This window comes from Collinsella sp. OM07-12, assembly GCF_003438275.1.
Lineage (GTDB): Bacteria > Actinomycetota > Coriobacteriia > Coriobacteriales > Coriobacteriaceae > Collinsella.
Map to the genome: position 1 here is coordinate 24,777 of NZ_QSTQ01000010.1, position 21,051 is coordinate 45,827.

Here is a 21,051-nt window from a genome sequence, read left to right on the forward strand (position 1 = left end):
CCGAAGCCGCCTCTCACTCAAAAATAGGTGAACAACCCTTAGAACGGGATGTCCTCATCGTAGACGTCGACCGCGGGCGGCGTAGCCACCGGTGCGGCAGGACGTGCTGTGGGCGCGGGAGCTGCGGGGGCGTAACCGCCCTGATCGTAGCCACCCTGGCCACCACGGGAGCTCATAAACTCGATCTCATCGACGATGACCTCAAGCTTGCTCCGGCGCTGGCCGTCGCGCTCCCAAGAGCTGTAGCGCAGCTTGCCCTCGATCGCGACCTTGTTTCCCTTTGCCAGGAAACGGCTCACGGCCTCGGCGCGGGTGCCGAACATAGTGCAGTCGACAAAGTTGGGATAGTCCTCCCACTCGCCAGTCTGCGCGTTGCGGCGACGATCGTTCACAGCGACGCCAAAGGACAGAACCTGGGTTCCGCCGGCGGTGGCGCGCAGCTCGGGATCGCGGGTGAGGTTACCGGTGATGTTCACTCGATTGATGCTCATAACTCACTACTTCCTCTTGGGGCACAAGCCCAGTCCAAAACGACAGTCTTACTCCTGGTCGTCGCGACGGACGATCATGTGGCGGACCACAGCGTCGGTGATGCGCAGGACGCGATCAAGCTCGGCGATCTGGGTAGGATCTGCGTGGAAGTTGATGAGGGTGTAGTCACCATCGGTGAGGTCGTTGATCTCGTAGGCGAGCTTGCGCTTGCCCCACTCGTCAACGGAGTCGACCTTGCCAGCGCCCTCAGCGATCGTGGTATCGATACGCTTCATAACAGCGAGACGAGTCTCGGGGTCGAGCGACGGGTCAACAAAGAACAGCAGTTCATAAGCCTTCATATTGTCACCTCCTCTGGGCAAATGTGGCTTCAGGTCGTGAAGGTGCGCCTGAAGCAGGAAAAGACTTGGTAATAATATCTTTCAACCTCCTAGGCTGCAAGAATATGCAGCTACAACCTCATGACCTCCACATATGCCCATACTCGCACGACGTTTCATGCACATTCCAACCAAATGCTGACCAAATGCTTGACGGAACTGTGGACAAGATACGGCGCCGTGGGGACAAGTCACACCAAGCCGCAGGTCAACGGGCACAACGCTGTGGTCGCGAAATGCATACCAGTGGTCCACAACGCCAACCAAAGATTTTTAAATTCATTGCCAAGTCGCTTATGAATACCCTTTTTTGAACAATTGAGGTGATCAACCACGCTGGTCGGAAGCCGTTTTTCGGAACCTCAAACCCCACTGCAGCGCCAAGCGCGGCCAAGCGTTTTAAAAAATGCCAACTTTTCTGTTTGCACCTTACGATTCCTCGTGTATACTAACTTTCGCATTTAACGGAGAGTTGTCCGAGTGGCCGAAGGAGCACGATTGGAAATCGTGTAGGCGTCAAAAGCGTCTCCAGGGTTCAAATCCCTGACTCTCCGCCAGTTAATTCCAAAGCAGGCCTTCGAGCCTGCTTTGTTTTTACCCCACGCGGAGGGGTGGCAGAGTGGTTGAATGCGGCGGTCTCGAAAACCGTTTGGCCTGTATAAGGTCACGAGGGTTCGAATCCCTCCTCCTCCGCCATTTTGGTTGAGAAAGCTCCCAGCAATGGGAGCTTTTTTGTTATCGAAATACGTCTCGATCCCACGCTTCCCCAAACATGCACGTCACCCTCCAAAACCGACATTTTTCGACATCTTTGAAGGCTGACGTACACGTTTGGATTGAGCTCACGGGAGTGGCACTATTCGGAAGGTGCCTCTTCGTCTCGCATGCCTTTCCAGTTGCGGATAAGCGCCTTGCGTAGTTCGTTTTGCTCTCGCTGGTGCCCGGTGTCGGTACAGCGAGGCATGCCGAGTGCTTCGCGAACGTTGTTCATGGCGCGGTGAAAGGCGAGCTGGCTGTCGAATTGAGCCGAAGTGAGTGTAACGATTCGATATCCCATTTGGGAGAGAACGGCCTCTCGCTCCGCATCTGCTCCTTTGCGCTCGAACTCATCGTGAAAGCCGCCCTTATATTCGATACCGAGCTCCCTGCGCTTGTAGGTAACGAGCGCATCGATTTTGAGTGTTCGAGCTTTGGCGCAATGCCAGAGACGTTGAGGGATCTCGAGCGGTTTGTTGAGTTCGATACCTCGGATGCCAACGCCGCCTTCGCTTGTTGGGAGTGAGAGGGCGATTGCCGAAGCGGTCTCCATAGGCGAGGCAGAGCGATCGTAGATGTGCCTGAGCGCGAGCCGTGCACGTGTGGCACCGGGTTTGCCGGGATGCCGATCGAGCAGTTCGATTATTTCATCCTTGGAGGTGGTGGCTGGTTGCTCGGTATAAGGGTCGGCGGGATTGAGCCTCATGCGATAATCGCCGCAAACTTCATAGCCATATTCGAGATATTCGATCCTATTCATCCACTCGGCAGCGAGCACGAAGGTGAAGGCTTCGTCGGTGATGAAGACTCCGGGCGTCAACTCGTTAATATGCTCGTAGGGAAGATTTTGTCCAAGCATGTGGCAAATGACGCCTTTGGTGCGAATTCGCTCGAATTCGAATACAACCGAGATATCGATAGTCTTGAGCATATCGGACGGAATGCCGCAGTCGGTAAGGGCCTGTCGTATGCGCGCAACACGTTGCTGGGTGGAAATGCCTTGTGCGCCTATCTGGTAGTCGTGCCGCGCAAGAGACTGAACCAAATTCTGGGGTGCATGATGGACAAGCCATGCGGTTTTATGCGAAATGAGAACAGGGGTGTCCATTGAGGGCCTCTCGCTCTGAGCCGGTATCCAACTCTTATGTCCGTTGAAGTGGGGAAATATACCGGATGTGAGTAAATCAACTCATTCATGCTGTGGGCCCAATCCAAACATGTACGTCAGCCTCCAAAGATGCCGAAAAATGTCGTTTTTGGAGGATGACGTACATGTTTTGGACCCCTGACATTCCAGCAATGCCACGCCCGCGCCCAGTCCCTACCGTTTGCCGAGCAATAAGGTCTCAATCGCCGTCAACCATGTACTATGTACGGGCATTGTTCAAACCTACAACTCAAAGGACCCATCTTGCCCGTCGCCGCCGCTATGACCATTACTTCACATGCTTCGGATGCCATGGTCGCTATCCCATTTTGGCTCGAGATGTTCGCCGTTGTCGCGGCATCGATCTCGGGCGTGCTGGTCGCGCGCGAGCACAAGCTCGATCTGGTGGGCGCGGTCGCGCTCGCAGTGGTCTGCGGTCTGGGCGGCGGTCTCTTGCGCGATATGACGCTCCAGGTCGGCAACGTGTATATCCTCAACCAACCAATGGCGTTACCGCTCTCCATCGCCACGGCGGCCATCATCTATATCTTCCCGGCAATCGTCGATAAGCCCGACAAGCTCATTCCCCTGCTCGACATCATCTCGGTCGGCATTTATGCGGCCACCGGCGCGGACAAGGCGCTGGTCTACGGCTTTGCGCCCGCCGTATGCATCATGATGGGCTTCTTCACCGCAGTGGGCGGCGGCATGCTGCGCGACGGCTTTATGGGCGTGGTGCCGGGCATTTTCCAACGCACTAACTTTTATGCCATCGCGGCCATCGCCGGATCGACAAGCTATGTAGGCCTCGTCATGAGCGGGCTCATGAGCAATGTCGCGGCGCTGGTCGTATGCGTCATCGTGACCATGGGGCTGCGTTGGCTATCGCTGCGCTTTGACATCAAAAGCCCAACCGAAGACGACATCGCACGCTTTTTGCACCGTAAAAAGTAGGTAGCACGGCCCAGCCCTTCGAAATGCAACCGGCAGGTTCTTTTAGAGCGCTTGCGCATTGGGTACCCTGTTAGATACCTGTCGAGTATCTAACGAAGGATTCACTATGCCTTACAACCAAGTACCGTCAACCCGGCGCCGCAAAGCGCGGAGTCACATCGCTATCCTATTCGCGCTGATTGCGCTCGCGCTCACCGCACTCCCCACGGCATCGTTCGCCAGCACCGACACCGCGGGAAACGTGCTCGCGACCGAAGTTGACTCAACTCCGTCGGGTGTCGAAGGCGACCTGTACTGGGCCGGCCAAAGCCTCAACCTAGACGACGCCTCCATCGGCCGCGATATTATCGCGGCGGGCGAGAGCCTGTCGATTCGCGACTGCACCGTAGGCGGCGCCGTTCGCCTGGCGGCGCGTACCATCGATATCGCCAAAACCACAATCGATGGCAGCGTCACGGTGGCCGGCCAGCACGTCGTCCTCAACACCGGCAGTACTGCCAACTGTTTTTACGCGGCGGGCGAGACGGTCGCCCTGCGTGGCTCTGCCAAATCGGCGGCGCTCGCCGGCGACACCGTTACCATTGACGGCACCGTCGATGGCGATGTTGAGGTCTGGGCCGACAAGCTCATCCTGGGCAAAAACGCCCGCATCACCGGCACGGTGAACGCCCACGTCTCACAGGATCCCGAGCGGACAGAGGGTGCCCAGGTTGGAGCCCTCAAGATCGACCGAACCGAAAACGAGGACACCTCTACGGTCAATGACATTATCGGCGGCATCGTTGCCGCGGCGCTTTCCACCTGCTTTGTCGCCATCCTGCTTGAGCTTGTCTTTCCGCGCGCAACCGCCAGCGCCGCCGGCATGCTGCATCAGCGTCCCACGCCGCTGTGGGTAAGCGGTCTTCTGGGCACGGTTGCCGTCATTCCCGCCGTCGTGCTGCTCATCATCTCGATTGCAGGCCTGTCGCTCGCCGGTGCCCTCATGTGCGGCATCATCGGCATCGCCCTGGTCTCGGCGGCATTTACGGGCACCGCGATCGCACGCATGGTCGGACACAACCAGAATCGCTACGCCATGGCCGCCGTGGGCGGTATCGTCGCGGGCGCACTCACGGCACTTCCTCTTATGGGCAACTTTGTCAGCGGTGTAGCCTTCGTCTTCACACTCGGCTACGTCATCCAGATCATCTGGCGCAACGCCCACCTCAAGCCGCAGCAGCCGGCTAACACGCCGGGACTCCCCACCGCCTAACCACCAACCACCACAAAGGGGACAGGCACCTTTGTGGTGGCGCAGGCCGTCTCAATCCACGTGCACCAAAAAGGGCGACGACCATTGCGGTCGACGCCCTTTCATTTAAAGCTATGAAGCCCGGCGCTTATTTGTTGACCTGGCCGGCGCGGACAGCAGCCTTCTTGCGGTCGGTTGCGTTGAGCAGACGCTTGCGCAGGCGGATGTTCTTGGGAGTGATCTCGACCAGCTCGTCGTCGGCGATGTACTCCAGCGCCTCCTCCAGCGAGAAGACACGAGGCGGCACCAGCTGAACGGAGATGTCGGAGGTCGAGGAACGCTGGTTGCCCAGGTTCTTGGTACGGGCGATGTTGACGACCATGTCGCCAGCCTTGCTGCGCTCGCCCACGATCATGCCCTCGTAGCACTCGGTGCCCGGCTCAACGAAGAGCTGGCCGCGCTCCTGCAGCGTACCCAGAGCATAGGCAACGGCCTTCTCAGTGGTCATGGAGATCATGGCACCGTTCTGACGGTTGCCGATCTCGCCGGCGTAGGGACCGTACTCCAGGAAGGTGTGGTAGAACACGCCCTCGCCGTGGGTGACGTTCATGATGCGGTTCTTAAGGCCCATGATGCCACGCGTCGGGATCTTGAACTCGAGATGCGTCACGATGCCCGAGGTATCCATGCTCGTCATGATGCCACCGGAGGTGCCGAAGACCTCAACGACCTTGCCCGAGTACTCGTCCGGGCACTCGACGACGGCCTGCTCGACAGGCTCCATCTTGTTGCCGTTCTCGTCCTTCTTAAACAGAACGCGGGGACGACCGACCTGGAACTCAAAGCCCTCGCGGCGCATGGACTCCATCAGAACGGACAGATGCAGGATGCCGCGGCCCGAGACCTCGACGCCGCTCTTGTCCTCGAGCTCCTCGATCTTCATGGTCACGTTGTTCTCGGCCTCGTTGAACAGGCGCTCCTTAAGCTGACGGGCGCCCACGATGTCGCCGTCGCGGCCGACGAGCGGGGAGGTCGAAGCCTCAAAGACGATGGACAGGGTCGGCGGGTCGATCTCGATGGGCTCGAGCTCGACGGGGTTCTCGGGATCGGTGTAGACATCGCCGATATCGGTGCGGTCAATACCCACGACAGCGGCGATATCGCCGGCGCCGACTTCCTGGCACTCGGTACGGCCCAGGTAGTCGAAGGTAAAGAGCTGCTTGACGGTAGCGGTGGCGCTGGAGCCGTCGTTCTTCACAACCAGAATCTGGTCGCCCTGATGGATGGCGCCGGAATACACGCGACCGATGCCGATACGGCCAACGAAGTTGGAGTGGTCGATGGTCACACACTGCATGGCCAGCGGGGCGTTCTCGTCAACCTCGGGCGCGGGCATGTCGTCGATGATCATGTCGAGCAGCGGGTACATGTCCATGTTGCCGTCCTCAGGGTCATGACGGGCAAAGCCGTTGACGCCGCTGGCGTAGATAACGTGCTCCATGGCAAACTCGAGCTGGTCGTCGGTAGCGCCCAGGTCTGCCATAAGGTCGAGGCAGTCGTTGTAGGCCTTCTCGGGGTTAGCGCCCGGACGATCGATCTTGTTGATGACGATCATGATCTTAAGGCCGGTGTCGATAGCGTGACGCAGCACGAAGCGGGTCTGGGGCATGGGACCCTCAAAAGCGTCGACCAGCAGCAGGGCGCCGTCGGCCATACGCAGCACGCGCTCGACCTCGCCGCCAAAGTCGGCGTGGCCCGGGGTGTCGATGACGTTGATCTTAACGTCCTTGTACTCGATAGAGATGTTCTTGGCGAGAATCGTAATGCCGCGCTCGCGCTCCTGGTCGTTCGAGTCCAGGACGCGGTCCTCGACCTGCTGGTTGGCACGGAAAGCGTCCGTGGCACGCAGGAGCTTGTCGACCATCGTCGTCTTGCCGTGGTCGACGTGGGCGATGATGGCGATGTTCCTCAGATTGTCTACGCGCATGTAGTTCCCCTATCTTCTATCCATATACAAACGGCACGCGTATGCGGCCCGCCCAGCGATACAACGCTCAGCGAGAATATTGAGCCTTTTACCGAAAACTCGTTTATTTTAGCGATTTTAGATAAGAGGGGTTTCCTCACCTGCAGGTTCAGGGTCGCTCCACATAAAACCATCGCCGGCACCCATGCCCTCATACAGCACGTATGCCGAAAAACCGCTCTCGAGCGTGGTTTCGAAGAAGCTCACGAGCAGGGCGTCGTGATAGCCGCCGTCAATCTCGACGCAGCCGGTATAGCCGATAGCATAGCGGGCGATACGGCCCAGGCCCTCGTCCTTAAGACCCATCTTGTGCTCGGAGATAAAGTTGGTGGCAGCCTCCAGGCATGCCTCCTCGCCATCCTCGTCGAGCGCGGCAAGATAACGGTTGGAAGTGGCGTCCTCAATTGCCACAACCACGCCAGGGTTTTCGCCCGCGGCCAGGTCGTCCAAGAAGGCGCCAATCAGATCGCACACCATGGCGTCGAGCTCGGCGGAGACGTTACCGGCGTCCTGCATATCCTGTGCCATCTTTAGACCTTCCCATCGAGTCCGGAGTCGTTACAGTTCCTGTGCCTCGGCGGCGATCTTGGCGGCAGCGTCGCGGGCGCGCATCATATCCATCGCGCGCTTGTCGAGCACCTTGATCTGACTGGTCAGCATCACCGCGTCGACCACGCCCCAGATCACCAGGCCCGTAGAGATCGAAAACCCAAGCGCACCAACTGTACCACGAAGGCGCGAGCAGATTGCCGCGACAAGGGCGGAGATGACGACCATCTTGATAAACGAGCCGCGGCGCTCGCGAAGCGTGCGGGCCTGCGTCACATAGGCAATGCGAGCCGCCTCAAAAGCCTCTGAGCGCATCTGGGCTTCACGCGCGATGGCGGCCGCCTCGGCCGACATGCCGCCGGCCATCAGCGAACGCTCCGCAACCTGGACGCCCCGCATTTAGAAGTCATCGGGGGAGAGCGTATGGACGAACTCGTCGAACTTCTCGAACTCCCGCTCGTCGTCGACTTCCTCGGCGTGGGTAGAAAGAGTGCCCAGGCGATTCATGATGTCGTCCTCCACAAACATGGGAGCATTGCTGCGCACGGCAAGGGCAATGGCATCACTGGGGCGGGCGTCGATCTTACGCTCCTCGCCATCGGCCAGCACGACGATCGTCGCGTAAAACACCGGCGGCTCGGCGCGGACGATCTCGATGCGCTCGAGTTTGGCGCCCAGGGCGCCAACAGTATCGAGCAGCAGGTCATGGGTAATCGGGCGCTCGGCGCGGCCGCTATCGATGCCGCGGCTGATGGCAGCAGCTTCAAACGAACCAGTCTGAATGGAAAGGGAACGCAGCGGCGCGGGCGAGTCCGATTTGCTGCAGCGCTCGCGAAGCACGATAAGCGATGGCACGGGACCGGCGGCCATGACGATGGTCTCTATGTCGACACGAACCATGGAACACCTCCGGTACGTAGCGATTAACACACGGCATCTTCGCCGCATTGAATAGCTATACTACCCAATCTTTCGCACAGCACACAAAATTAAAGTAGTTAATTAGGGACGGGGCTTTTTTGACTACTTTCAGTAGGCAAGAAAAAAGCCTCGGGGCAATTGCCCCGAGGCTCTTCACAGTTTTGATGGTGGACCTGACAAGATTCGAACTTGTGACCTCCCGGTTATCAGCCGGACGCTCTAACCAACTGAGCTACAGGTCCATCATGGTGGAGGTTAGGGGGATCGAACCCCTGACCTCAGGCTTGCAAAGCCCGCGCTCTCCCAGCTGAGCTAAACCCCCACGGAGACAGTAATAAACACCCCAGCGGCGACTCGGCTCTCGCTGGGGTGTTTATTGCGAAAGAAAGTGGTGGACCTGACAAGATTCGAACTTGTGACCTCCCGGTTATCAGCCGGACGCTCTAACCAACTGAGCTACAGGTCCATCGCGCAAGGGATATATTAGCCTAGTTGCAAGATGGGAGTCAACAATTATTTGAGAATTTTTTTCTGTCGTATTCTCGCAGGTCAAGCATCCTATTGACCCTAATGGCAACAAAAAGGGCGAACCCGCTCTCGCAGGTTCGCCCCCATACCCCATCTACGCCAGGGCGGCAGAAAGCTGTTGGATTCCGTCAAACGCGGTCTCGGTGTTCTCGCCCGCGCGATCGATCTTTACAACCGAGCCTTTCCAAGTGGGCTCGGAGTCCTTGTCCTGAGCGGGCTTGTACTCGTCGGTCTTTACCACGTAGGCAAAATCGACTTCGGCGCGGCTGGGAAGATCCTGGGTATCGAAGCCATACTCCAGACCCTCCAGAATCTCCCGCATGGCCTCGACAGTGTTCGCGCCCGCCTGCAGCCTACGAACGCCCGTCTCGCTGTTGTACAGAACCGTGGGCGCCAGATACATCGTCCTGATGCGCTGCTGGCGCGTCTTCTCGAGCTTGTTGATCCAAACAACCAACAGGGCAATCAGCACCCACCAAACGATGGAAATCACCAAGTCGAGCGGACTGTCGATCTTGTTGAATCCCAGCGAGTACCACAGGTACAGCAGGAAGATCGAAACCAAAGCCGAAACGGCAAGGACCAGATAGTTGCTCTTCTTCATGGCTCTAACCTCCCTTTATTCCTGAGTCTCGTCGTCGCCAAGGACCTTGTCCAGGTCGTTTTGCAGGCGACGGCCGTGCTTGTCGCGACGCAGGCCAACAAACAGGCCGTATGCCGCAGTTGCGACTGCGCAGACGATCATGTACCAGTGGACCCAGCAGGTGTCCTTCTTGCCGTCGAACTTACCCAGCGGGTTCTTGGCGTCGAAGATCTTCTCTTCCTTTTGCTCCTGATCGTTGCTGGCCGAGGAGTCGTCGCCCTTGGGCACCGTGGTCGTCGTGGTGGAGCCACCGTCCGAGCTGTTAGGCGTCGGGTTGGGAACCGTGGGCGTCGCCGGGGTGGTCGGAGTCGTCGGGGTAGTTGGCCTTGCAGGCGCGGCGGCAACCGTCAGCGTACCGAGCTCATCGGTCAGCTCGTAGTTATCTGCACTCGTCTGCATCCAGTCGATGGCGTAGGTGTTCTGCGAGCTACCGACGTTTGTCTGGCTACCAGTGACAGCGACGCCAATACGGTCGCGCTTAGCCAGACCGTCGATCGTGACCGTTGCGCTTGTAAGCGCCTGGCCGTCGTAGACCTTAGTGGCGCTGCCCGTCACAACATGCAGCGGGACCTTGGTGATGCGATAGCTCTTGGCAATCGTTCCGGCGTAGTTGCCCTTGCCGGTAATGGTCACGTTGATCGTCGCGACATCGATAAAGTCATCGATGTCGTAGGAGACCACGTAGTCAGTACCCTCAACGAGCGTCTTGCCTTCGGCGTCCTTCACAACGGGCGCCCACTTGTGCTCGACGCCATCGTAGACGGCATCCTTGGGGTCATCGACCGTAACGCCCTTGTAGTTATCGCTCGGCGTGCCGGGTTCGGACGGAACGATGGACTGCTTGGTCACGGTAAGCGTGCCGAGGTTCTCGGAGACAACCTTGTAGTTCTTGTCCTTGGCCGTCTTGTCAAACGTCAGCTTGTAACCGTTGCCGGAGGAACCCACCTGGGTCTGCTTGCCGGTAGCCTCAAGCGTTGCCTCCTCATCGCCCACCAGGCCAGTCACGGTGGCGCCGGCAGTCAGCGCCGTGCCGTCGTATACCTTGGTGGCAGAGTCGGTCGTAACCGTCAACTCCGCAGGCAGAACCTTGATGGTTCCGTCAACCTTCTTGATGTTGAGCTTGGACGTCACATCCTCGCCCTCGGCGTTGCGGATCACCAAGTGGTCCACCGTAGCCTTGACGCCATCGCCGTTCGCATCCGTAGCGGTTGCGTCCGAGCTGGGCGTGCCGTCAACGGTGTAACCCTCGGGCAGTTGCGAAACGGCAACCGTCGCGCCGTGCGCCTTGCCGTCGTAGGTAAAGGTGCCACCCGTCGTGGTAACCACCACGGTGTCCTCGGACTCAGTCACCGTCAGCGTGCCGGTCTCGATGGAGTCAACGGTGTAGTTCGCCTCACGGGCCGTGCCGGTCCAAGCGAGCTTATAGGTGTTCGCCGAATGGCCGACCTTGGTCTGGCTGCCGATAACACGGAAGTCGACCGTCTCGCCGTTGACGAGGCCGGTGATAGCACCGCCAGCCGTCAGGGCCTTGCCGTTGTAGACGCGCGCGGCGCTCTCGGTCTTGATGGAGACCGGTGCCGGCTTAATGCGGTAAGTCCTCGAGACCGTGCCGGTGTAGTTGCCCTTGCCGACAACCGTCACCGTAATAGAACCGGCGTTGATAAAGTCATCGGTGTCGTAGGCGAGCGTGTAGTCCACACCCTCCTTGAGCTCGGTACCGGTGTAGTCCTTTACCTCGGGAGCCCACTTATGGGTCTGGCCGTCATAGGTCAGGTCCGCAGGATTGCTCACCTGGAGCTTGTGGTACGACGGGTCGTTCGGGTTCACGGACTGGGGCATGACGACGAGCTTGCCGAGCGTATCGGAAGCGATCGTGTAGTTGCCTTCCTTGGCGGTACCCCAGGCGATGGTGTAGCCGTTGTCGCTGGAGCCGACGTTGGTCTGCGTGCCGTTGGTCATGACATCGGCGTGCTCGCCAGAGACCAGGCCGTGAATGGCACCGTTCTTGTTCGTGAGCTCCTCGCCGTCGTATACCTTGGTGGCGCCCTCGGTCTCGACCGTGATCTTCTTCGGGCTAACCGTGAGCGTGCCGGTCTTGACGGTGACGTTCGCGAACATGTCGGTCACGTCGTTGCCCTTGGCGTCGAGGATCTTGTAGCTCTTGACCGTATTCTTGGAAGAACCGGTGTCGGTCTGAGCGCCGTCCATCTTGGCCTTGACCGTAAAGCCCTCGGGCAGGCCCTCGGCCTTAATCTCATCGCTCGTCAGGGCATGGCCGCTGTAGGCATGCGATGCAGTGCCGCTCGTAAGCGTCACGGCCTTGTTGGACGGCTTGACTTTGAGCTTACCGAGGACATCGGTCACCTTGTAGTTGGATTTCTTGGTGTCCTTCCAGTTGATCTCGTAGGTGTTGTTAGAGGAGCCGACCTTGGTGCGGCTGCCGGTGGTCTTGGCAGAGACGGAGTCCTTGCCTTTGAGGCCCTCGACCTTAATGCCGTTGGCGGTCAGTGCCGTGCCGTCGTACTCCTTCTCGCCGCCGTCGGTCGTAACCGTCAGCGGGGCGGGATTGATCTTGATCGTCGCGGTGCCGCGCTTGATGTTGAGCTTGGACGTGACGTCCTTGCCCTGTGCGTTCACGATGACGAGCTCGTCGACCGTGGCCTTGACTTCGCCGTCGGCAACGTCGGTCGCCGTGGCCTTGGACTCGGCCTTCTTGACGGTATAGCCCTTGGGCAGGCCGGTGACCTGGACGGTGGTGCCATGCGCGCTGCCGTCGTAGGTCGTCTCGACATTTACCAGCGTGGCCGTGATCTGGTCGGCCGTCTCGCTCACCACGAGCTTGCCGATCGTCTTGGTCTTGATGGTGTAGTTGTCCTTCTGGGCAGAACCGTCCCAGGTGATGGCATAGCCGTTGTCGCTCTCGCCGACCTCGGTCTGGGAGCCCGTGGCATGGATCGTCGCGGTCTCCTTGTTCTTGAGGCCCTTGATGGTGGCGACGTCGTGGGTCAGCGCCTCGCCGTCGTAGACCTTCGTGGCGCCCTTAGTCTCAACCGTAAGCGGGGCGGGGGTGATCTGGTAGGCGCGCTCGACGGAGCCGGCGTAGTTGCCCTTGCCGGTGACGGTGACGGTCACGGTGCCGACGTTCTTGACGTCCTTGGAGAAGGAGACCTTGTAGTCGGTGCCCTCCTTGAGCGCCTTGTTACCATCCTTGACCTCAGGCTTCTGCGCCTGGTCGATCCCGCTGTACACGACATCTGCCAAGGTACCGACCTCAAGAGCAGCAACACCCTTGGCGGTAACGGTCAGAACGCCGTCATTCTGCGACTGAATGTAGTAGTTGTTCTCCTTGGCGGTACCATCCCACTCAATTCCGACGAACTTGTTATCAGAGCTGCCGACCTTGGTCTGAGAGCCCTCGGTCTTGGCAGTCGCTGTCTCGTCGCCCACGAGGCCCTCGATGGTGCCGCCGGCGGTCAGCTCGTTGCCGTCGTAGACCTTCGAGGCGCTCTTGGCGTTAACCGTAAGGGGCGCCTTGGTAATCCTGTAGGTCTTGGTGACAGAGCCGCAATAGTTGCCCGTGCCGGCAATGGTCACCGTAATCTTCTTTGCATCGATAAAGTTATCGGTGTCATAGGAAACCGTGTAGTCGGTACCCTCCGTGAGTGCAACACCCTTGGCGTCCTTGACCTCGGGCACCCACTTGTGCACCTCGCCGTTGTAGACGGAGCTGGACGGGTCGCTGATGGTGACGCCCTTGTAGCCGTCTGGATTCTCCGGATCGGGGACAATGGACTGAGCGGTCACGGTCAGGGTACCCAGCTTCTCGGGCAGGATATTGTAGTTGTCGGCGACACCTTCCTTGAGCTTATAGGAGATGGTGTTATCGCTCGCACCGACCTTAGTCTGAGTGCCGGTTGCATGAACGTCTTCCGCAAGATCACTCTTGATAAAGCCCTCGCGCGAAACAGCAACCCGGTCGTTGACGAGCGGCGTGCCGTCGTAAACCTTAGTGGCGCTGGCGCTCTCGAGCTCAACGGTGCGCTTATTAATAGTGAGGGTCTGCTCAGCGTACTTATAACCACTGTAATTGGCGGCAGAAGCGCGGACCTCAATCACGGTTTCGCCAGCATTGACCGCAGTGATTGTTGCGGGATCGCTAGTCCAGTTGTCATCAGTGGTACCCTTGACGCGATACTCAAGGTTCACCTTGGTGCCACTTACAGAGGCATTAGCAGTGGCAGCAGCCGCGGCATGCTTCGTTGCGTCATACGGATAGTCGACGCTGTTCGGTTTAATGGTAAGACCGTTCTCAGCAGAGAGTTCAGTGATGCTGAGCTTGCCCTCATTCTTAGTAATGTCGTAGTTGGTCGGTTTAAATGTTTTGCTCGTGTCAAACTCAATAGCGTTGGTGACCTTGCCCTCCGCGACCGTGGTCACGGAGCCGGCGGCACGGATGCTGGTAACCTCGCCCTCGACGAAGCCATCGCCTGCCACGGTCACAACGGGTTTGGTAAGCGGCGTGCCGTCGTAAGGCTTCGATGCCGTCTCACTAGTCAGAACCACGGAGCGTTTGGTGATCTGATAGGTCACCTCAGCTTTGCCGCTATAGTTGCCCACACCGGTAACGGTAACCTTCACCGTTCCGACGTTGGTAGCGTCTTCGCTATAAGAGAGTATGTAGTCGGTATCCTCGACCAGCGTGTTATCGCCGTCCTTGACGACAGGCTTCTGCTTCTGGACCTTTCCGTTGTAGGGCACATCAGCTGGCTTCTCAACCGTCATACCCTCACCGGTCTCGATGCTCTTGGATGTAATGGTGAGCCGACCATCGACAATCACAAAGGTGACCTTGGAGAAGTTCTGATTGTTGTTAGAGAAATCGGTGGACTTAAGCTCCATGTCGTAGGTGCCGACCGCGGTACCCTTAGCAGTTGCCTCACCGGTAAATCCGACACAGTTCTGAGTGTAGAGATCATTATCGGCGGAGAAGTCATAGCCAGTCACAGACTGCTCTTCGCCGTTATAAGGCTTGGTGTCCTTTTTGCCCGTGATGGTAACGGTAACCTTATCGGAAACCGGCTTCACCTTAAGGGTGCCGTACTCGGGATCAGCAATGGTGTAGTTATCGGGATTCGTGCCCTCGTTCAACTTATAGGTAAAGGTGTTCTTAGTCTCGCCAGCATTGGTGATGGCGCCGATATAACTAATTGTCGCGCCCTCGCCATCAACGAAGCCATTCACGAACTCCATATCATGCTTAGTGTGCTCATTGCCGTCATAGGTCCACTCGTCAGAAGCGGACTTCATAGTGACGGTCGCCTTGTCGATGACGAGGGAACCGTTCTCGGTCGTGACCTCGAACTGGCCCGTGACGTCGTTGCCCTCGGCGTCCTCCACCACGGCGGTGCCGGTGATGTTGTTGGTGTAGGTGCCGGCGTCAGTCTTGGTCGGGTCCTCGGTGGTGAGGCCGGAGACGGTGTACTTGTTGCCCTCGACCGTGAACTCGTCCTGCTTGAGGCCCTTGGCGGAGTGCGGCTCGCCGTTGTAGGTGGCCGTATTCGACTTGGCCTTGACCGCGATCTTGTACTTGGCCTCGCGGTTGGTCACGGTCAGCGTGCCCTCGGCCTTGGTGATCTTGTAGTTGCCCTCCTTGGTGTTGGGCTTCAGCGTGTAGCTGAAGGCGTTGGCGCTGGAGCCGACGAGCGTCTGGGAGCCGGTGAAGGTGTAGGTCGCGCCCTCGCCCTCGGCAAAGCCGGTCTCGGTCTCGAGCGCGGTCTCGCCGTTGGTGAGCGGCGTACCGTCGTACGGCTTGATAAGGTCGCGGGACTTCAGAGTCACGGGAGCCTTAGCAATGTCCACATAGCCGTCAGTTACCTCGAACTTGACGTTTTTGAAATTGGTAGTGTCAGCGTTTGCGAACTTGCCATTCAAGCCCATCTCAGTCTTGCCGGCATAGGTGCGCGCCGCCTCGGCGGTACCGCTAAAGTTAACCTTGTCCTGGGTGTACAGCTTGTTATCAGAAGTGAAGGCATAGCCCTCGGCCTTGAGCTCCTCGCCGTTATAGGTCCCGGACTCATGATTACCAACGATGGTGACAGTCACGAGGTCGGTAATCGGATTAACGGTCAGTGTACCGGGAGCAACTGTAATGTCGTAGTTGTCATTCTCGTCTTTGGTCACGCCGGTGAGCTCATACGTAAAGGTGTTGAGGCTCGATCCGGCATTGGTCTGCGAGCCAGTCACGTTAGCCTTGAAGCCCTGACCCGAGACGAACCCATCACCCGAAACCGTAACTTTGGAGTTAGTAAGAGCGGTTCCGTCATAGGGTTTCTTGTCATTTGCAGAAGTCAGCGTAACCTCACGCTTGGTGATAGTCATCGAGCCGTCTTCAACCTCAAAGGTGACGTTAGAGAAGTTCTTGTTGATGTTGTTAAACTGATCCGCCGCGAGGCCCATGTTCGTAGTGCCGGCATCGGTGCGCGTCGCAGTTGCGTTACCGCTGAACGTAAAGTCGGTTCCAGCTTCCGCACCATACAGTTTGAAATCCTTACCATCAACGGTCACGCCCACAACGGTATAGCCGGAGACGCTCTGCGCGTTACCGCTGTACTTCTGGGTGTCGGTATTGCCCTTGATCTTGACAATAATAGCAGCATCAGTAGCTGTCACCGTAAGGGTGCCGGTGCCCTTGGTGATGTTGTAATTGTTGAGGTTGGTTCCCTCTGCAGGCTCATAGCTAACGATGGAGCTCGTGCTCTCGCCGGCATCAGTTTGGGAACCTTCGTAGACGACGTTGGTCACGCCGTCGTTGCCGACAAATCCGGTAGCGGTGAACTCGGATGCAGCAAGCGGACTGCCGTCATAGGGCTTAGATGCGTCCTTCGGCGCGATGGTAACTGTGGCCTTAGCGATATTAAGAGCGCCGTTCTTGGTCTCAACCTTAAACTCGCTCGTCACGTCATTGCCATCGGCATCGGTCACCTTAGCGGTGCCGGTAATGTTGTTGGTGTAGGTGCCCGCGTCGGTTTTGACCGGATCATCGGTAGTAAGACCGGAAACGGTATACGTTTCTCCGTCGACAGTAAAAGTAGTGGACTTGAGGCCCTTGGCAGAGTGCTCAGTCCCATCGTAAATCGCGTCGGTGGAATTGGCCTCAACCGTAATGGTCTGAGTCGCACCACGTGAGGTCACGGTCAGCGTGCCGTTTGCAGTCTTGATGTTATAGTTATCTGCCTTGGTATTGTCCTTATAGCCCCAGCTCGAGATTCCACTCTTGCTCGAACCAGGCTTTGTCTGAGAGCCAGTGTACTTGGGATTGGCAATGCCCTGATCCTTAACAAAATCAAGGGAGCCCTTCGCAACCTCCCAATCAGTCGCGACAAGCTTCTTGCCGTTGTAGACCTTAGTGGCATCTTTGGGCTTAATGGTCACGTCGCGCTTATTAATGGTGAGCTTGCCGTCGGTCACTTCGAACGTCACGTTAGTGAAGTTGTTGGCAGCATCACCAGTAAGCGAGAACTGTGACGCCTCAAGGTTCATGGGGTAAGTGCCGGCATCTTTGCCCTTGGCCTCTGCCTTACCGTCGCACGCAATGTCATCCTTGGTCAAGCCTTCGGGCAGACCGGAGACATCGAAACCGGACACAGATTGCTCTTCGCCGTTGTACTTTTCACCGCCGTTATGGCCAGTGATGGTAATAACCACCTGTTTGGTGACGGGGTTAATTACAAGCTCGCCACTAGTGACCCCAGTAACAACGTACTTCCCGGTTGCGTCAACTTTACCAACGGTGCCGCCTGCAAAGCTAGCGGGGTAGGTCCCGGCATTGGTGCCAGATGCACCAACTTTAATCTCAGAGAAGTCGGCATCCTTGGGGGCACCGGTAAAGCCGGAGACGCTCTGCTTCTTACCGTTATAAGTAACAGTGTCGGACTTGGCCGTTAGCTCAACGTTCTTGTAGTAATAGAAGTTGATTACGTTCTCATTTTCGTCCTTGACCAACTTGATGGTCTTGGAGGCATCACTCACCGGAGTGCAGTCCTTGACGTTGTCGTCGGGGGCCTCTTCAACCTTTTTACCCACATAGCCGGTACTGACGGTTTTCGACTTGGCAACTTTTTCTTTGGTGCCGTTCCAGTAATAGTTTACGGTATAGGAGGCGGCCGGTGCCTTCTTGTAATAGAAGGTTATGACATTGTCCCCGGTACCAAGATGGATGCTCTGTTGTTGCTTGGTACTGTCAGCAAGCTCATAGCCATCGATATCCCTGGCTTTCTCCGTCACCTCGGAGCCATACTTACCGCCGCCCTTCTTTTCCTTGCTGAGCACTTTATTAGTGCCAGCTTCCAAGTACTTAACGGTATAGGGGTACGTGCCCTTCCTGTAATAGAGGGTGACATACTTGGTCTGTTTCTTCTCGACCTTCACAGACTCAGGTTCGGCATGATCGTACGTGTAGCCGTCAATCGAAAATCTGAGCGAAGAGAAGTCAAAGTTCTCGCCCGTCACCTTAGCAGTGGTGGTGTAATCCTCGCGAACCGGATCGTCGGTATCCACATCCTTGTAATGAAAGACCAAAGAACCGGAATTATCTAATTTGACATAACCGTCAAGATGCCAGGTCCACTCACCGGGATAGACGTAATCATTTGCTCCATTGTCCGTTTTTAAGCCGAACTTAGCCCAGTCAATATCTTTGATGTCAATGCTGTTTACACCGTAAAGGTCGATATTGTCCGAGTCGCGGAGAGCCTCAATAGTCTTATCGTAGTTCGTGCCGCTGGTGGCGTACCCGGATCTCCCCCAGGGTTGGGCAATATCCTTGACCCAAACGCGGCCAATGGTGTACCAGCCCCTACTGTTAACCTCCAGCGCAAGGCCATCCGTGTCGCCCTCGGCCTTGGTGTAAAGGTAGACATAATAGCCACCGTGCGAATCGTCGCGCTTGACTTCGATCTGCTTGGAAACACTCTGCTTGTTAGTGGTGTAAGCGGTGATATTGGTCTTGCCAACATGGACGCCAGTCACCTGGCCGTTGGCGTCAACAGTAGCGATATTGCTGTCTGCGGACATCCACTGAACGGTCTGGCCCTGCTCAAAGCCGGATACGGTAAAGGTAGTAGAATCGCCCTTCTTGACGGTATCCGCGCCGGAAATCTTGGGCTGGGCCGGCGTGACCTGGACGGTGAAAGTCTCGGTACTTCTGGGAATTAAACCAAACGTGTGCTTAATGGTAGTCGTGTCGACTCCCACGCCAGTCACATTGCCAGCGTCGTCAACCGTAGCAATCGACTCGTTATCAGACTCCCAGGTATTGAAAAAGCTAGAGCTGCCGTCAATAGGGACCGTCCCGCCAACCTCAACGGTATACTTCTCCTCCTTAGCGTCAGCCGGTGCCGCGACATCTACGGCATTAACGTCCTTCTCGTCCGACTTTTTGTTCTCAGCCTGATCGGCTGCTGCGTTATCGTCACTGACACCCTCGGTGTCCTCGATCGGGGTGGCCTCCTTTGCCGGCTCGGCGGCCTTTTCCTGCTCGGTCTCGAGCGTGACGCGCGGAGACTGCGCCACGTCGGCAGCGTCTACGGTGTACAAGCCATTGGCATCGGCCTTGAGTTCGCGGTCGGCGCCGCTAACCGTGAGGGTGACCTTGCTCAGCTTGTAACCGTTGTCCGGCTGAACGGTGAACTCAAAGCTGTCGCTCGTAGGCGCCGTCACCTTTTGGGCCGGCTGCGCAACAACCTGGCCCTTGTACGTGATGGAGGCGTTGTTGAGCGTGAGGGCGATATCGGCCGTTTCCGTCTGCTGGGAGGGTTGAGCAGACGGGGCGGGCTGGGCCGACGGGGAGTCATTCTGCGCAGCGGCAGCATTGTCCTGCGAGCTGGGCTGAGCCGCTTGCTCGGACGCCGCCTGAGGCTGTTCCTGCGTATTCGACTGAGCAGTTTCCTGCTGCCCGCTGCTCGACGCACTCTGGTCCGTCGAATCTTGCGCGGCAATAACGCCTGCCTCTTGCAGACCCTCGGCAATCACCCTTGTCGGCACGCCCGAGACCAGCATTGCTACCGTCACAACAACCGTCATAGTCTTGATGCCAAAGGCCTTTGCCCGGCGTGCGGCACCGACAACGTTCAATTCCTGCTCGAATCGATCGTTCTTGCGCACAGTTCCTCACTCCAACAGGTCCCCCGTGCCCTCACACGGGATAGCGTCACCCGGCAAGTCACCGCGCCCTCACGCAGATCATGCCGCCCGAGCAGGTCACCGCGCCCTCACGCGGGCCCTGCCAACGACCAAATTGAACGCGCCGCCTGGCAGAACGACGCAAATCAATAGAATCAGTCATAGTCAATATACTATAGAGATAGACCAAATTTGGACGTTAATCATCATTGCTGGGCCAGCATTTCGATAACGTCGCACAACGCACCTTTTGCCATAGGCCAAAATGGCAGCCACCCATGGCGCATGAGCGTCTATACTTAACCGAATGAGCGTTTCTTTTACACATAGGGCACGTCCCGGGGCACGTATCGTCTGTGCGGTGCTGCTGGCGCTTGTCGCGCTAACGCTCACCGCTTGCGGGGACTCGTCGGGCGAAACCTCTGGGGCAGATTTCTCGACACCAAAGCATATCTCCCCGTCGGCCTTTCATGCCGATGCGGCACAATCATCCAACGGCGCCTCTATCGACACCTCGTGCGTAAACGCCGGCTACGTTGGAGCGGCGGCCGCCAGCCAGCAACGACTTAAGTTTCTCGTCACCAGCGGGCAGGCTACTTACAGCTACGACCTGCCGCAGGACGGTGCGGCCATCATTTGCCCCCTCACGTTTGGCGACGGCGTTTATCAGTTTCGTGTGATGCAAAACACCTCGGGCGACAACTATGTCGAGCTGCTCAGCGCAACTGCCTCGGTGGCGTTGAGCAGTGAATGGGCGCCCTTTACCGTGCCCAACGTGTATTGCAATTACACCGATACCAGCGCATGCGTTAAAAAAGCGCGCGAACTGACCAAAGGCGCCCAAAACCAGGGCGATGCCGTAAAAGACATCTGTCAGTGGGTGGTAGATAACGTTTCCTACGACAACGACAAGGCATCCAAACTTAAGCAGGCCACGGGCTATGTCCCCAATCCCGACAAAACCCTGACAAGCAAAAAAGGCATCTGCTTTGATTACGCCAGCCTGGGAGCCGCTATGCTTCGTAGCGTGGGCATCCCCACAAAAATTGTCACCGGCTATGTATCCCCCGACCAGATCTATCATGCGTGGATCATGGTCTATATCGATGGTACCTGGAAAAGCGCGCAATTTAGCGTGGACAGAAACACGTGGTCGCGCGTGGACCTGACATTCGCCGCGAGCGGGGATAACAAAAACGTGGGGGATGGAAAGGAATACACCGATCGTTATGTATACTGAGCACT

12 protein-coding genes and 5 tRNA genes are annotated in these 21,051 nt (G+C 57.6%); 5 read left to right on the plus strand and 12 right to left on the minus strand.

The genetic code is table 11. The annotated features are described in order from the left end of the window. Positions 1–38 precede the first annotated feature (38 nt). Together DXB98_RS04980 and rpsF are read right to left on the minus strand one after the other, a co-directional pair. Complete coding sequence (locus DXB98_RS04980) at positions 39–491, minus strand: single-stranded DNA-binding protein (RefSeq protein ID WP_117743356.1); 453 nt, start codon at positions 489–491, stop codon at positions 39–41. A gap of 48 nt (positions 492–539) precedes the next feature. Then, entirely contained in the window at positions 540–833 is a 294-nt protein-coding gene (rpsF, locus tag DXB98_RS04985; RefSeq protein WP_006235831.1) for a 30S ribosomal protein S6, read from the minus strand. A gap of 505 nt (positions 834–1,338) precedes the next feature. On the opposite strand from rpsF, the gene DXB98_RS04990 reads away from it, so the two are divergent. Together DXB98_RS04990 and DXB98_RS04995 are read left to right on the plus strand one after the other, a co-directional pair. Then, positions 1,339–1,429 (plus strand) — tRNA-Ser (locus DXB98_RS04990). Positions 1,430–1,477: 48 nt separating this feature from the next. Next, positions 1,478–1,568, plus strand: a tRNA-Ser gene (locus tag DXB98_RS04995). A gap of 160 nt (positions 1,569–1,728) precedes the next feature. On the opposite strand, the gene DXB98_RS05000 is transcribed toward DXB98_RS04995, so the two are convergent. Beyond that, positions 1,729–2,736, minus strand: coding sequence for a hypothetical protein (locus DXB98_RS05000; protein WP_117743357.1), 1,008 nt, complete (start codon positions 2,734–2,736; stop codon positions 1,729–1,731). A gap of 303 nt (positions 2,737–3,039) precedes the next feature. Here DXB98_RS05000 and DXB98_RS05005 point away from each other — a divergent pair, with 303 nt between their 5' ends. Continuing rightward, on the plus strand, positions 3,040–3,729 hold the full coding sequence (locus DXB98_RS05005; protein ID WP_233502136.1) for a trimeric intracellular cation channel family protein: 690 nt from the start codon (positions 3,040–3,042) through the stop codon (positions 3,727–3,729). A gap of 106 nt (positions 3,730–3,835) precedes the next feature. Further along, entirely contained in the window at positions 3,836–4,981 is a 1,146-nt protein-coding gene (locus DXB98_RS05010) for a polymer-forming cytoskeletal protein (protein WP_117734801.1), read from the plus strand. 127 nt (positions 4,982–5,108) lie between these two features. Here DXB98_RS05010 and typA read toward each other — a convergent pair whose 3' ends face one another. From typA to DXB98_RS05055, 9 genes are all read right to left on the minus strand, one after another. Further along, complete coding sequence (gene typA / locus DXB98_RS05015) at positions 5,109–6,947, minus strand: translational GTPase TypA (protein ID WP_117734802.1); 1,839 nt, start codon at positions 6,945–6,947, stop codon at positions 5,109–5,111. A 117-nt stretch (positions 6,948–7,064) separates the two neighbouring features. Further along, entirely contained in the window at positions 7,065–7,514 is a 450-nt protein-coding gene (locus DXB98_RS05020; RefSeq protein ID WP_117734803.1) for a hypothetical protein, read from the minus strand. A gap of 30 nt (positions 7,515–7,544) precedes the next feature. Further along, on the minus strand, positions 7,545–7,934 hold the full coding sequence (locus tag DXB98_RS05025; RefSeq protein ID WP_117734804.1) for a hypothetical protein: 390 nt from the start codon (positions 7,932–7,934) through the stop codon (positions 7,545–7,547). Further along, positions 7,935–8,435 carry a bifunctional nuclease family protein gene (locus tag DXB98_RS05030; RefSeq protein ID WP_117734805.1) on the minus strand — a complete coding sequence of 167 codons (501 nt, stop codon included), beginning with the start codon at positions 8,433–8,435 and terminating at the stop codon, positions 7,935–7,937. It lies immediately after the preceding gene. Positions 8,436–8,621: 186 nt separating this feature from the next. Next, positions 8,622–8,698 (minus strand) — tRNA-Ile (locus tag DXB98_RS05035). 4 nt (positions 8,699–8,702) lie between these two features. Then, positions 8,703–8,778: transfer RNA gene (locus DXB98_RS05040), tRNA-Ala, on the minus strand. A gap of 67 nt (positions 8,779–8,845) precedes the next feature. Next, positions 8,846–8,922 (minus strand) — tRNA-Ile (locus DXB98_RS05045). 156 nt (positions 8,923–9,078) lie between these two features. Then, complete coding sequence (locus DXB98_RS05050; protein WP_117743358.1) at positions 9,079–9,588, minus strand: hypothetical protein; 510 nt, start codon at positions 9,586–9,588, stop codon at positions 9,079–9,081. A gap of 15 nt (positions 9,589–9,603) precedes the next feature. Further along, complete coding sequence (locus DXB98_RS05055; protein WP_117743359.1) at positions 9,604–19,788, minus strand: Ig-like domain-containing protein; 10,185 nt, start codon at positions 19,786–19,788, stop codon at positions 9,604–9,606. 379 nt (positions 19,789–20,167) lie between these two features. On the opposite strand from DXB98_RS05055, the gene DXB98_RS05060 reads away from it, so the two are divergent. Beyond that, positions 20,168–21,046, plus strand: coding sequence for a transglutaminase family protein (locus tag DXB98_RS05060; RefSeq protein WP_158553150.1), 879 nt, complete (start codon positions 20,168–20,170; stop codon positions 21,044–21,046). Positions 21,047–21,051: the final 5 nt, after the last annotated feature.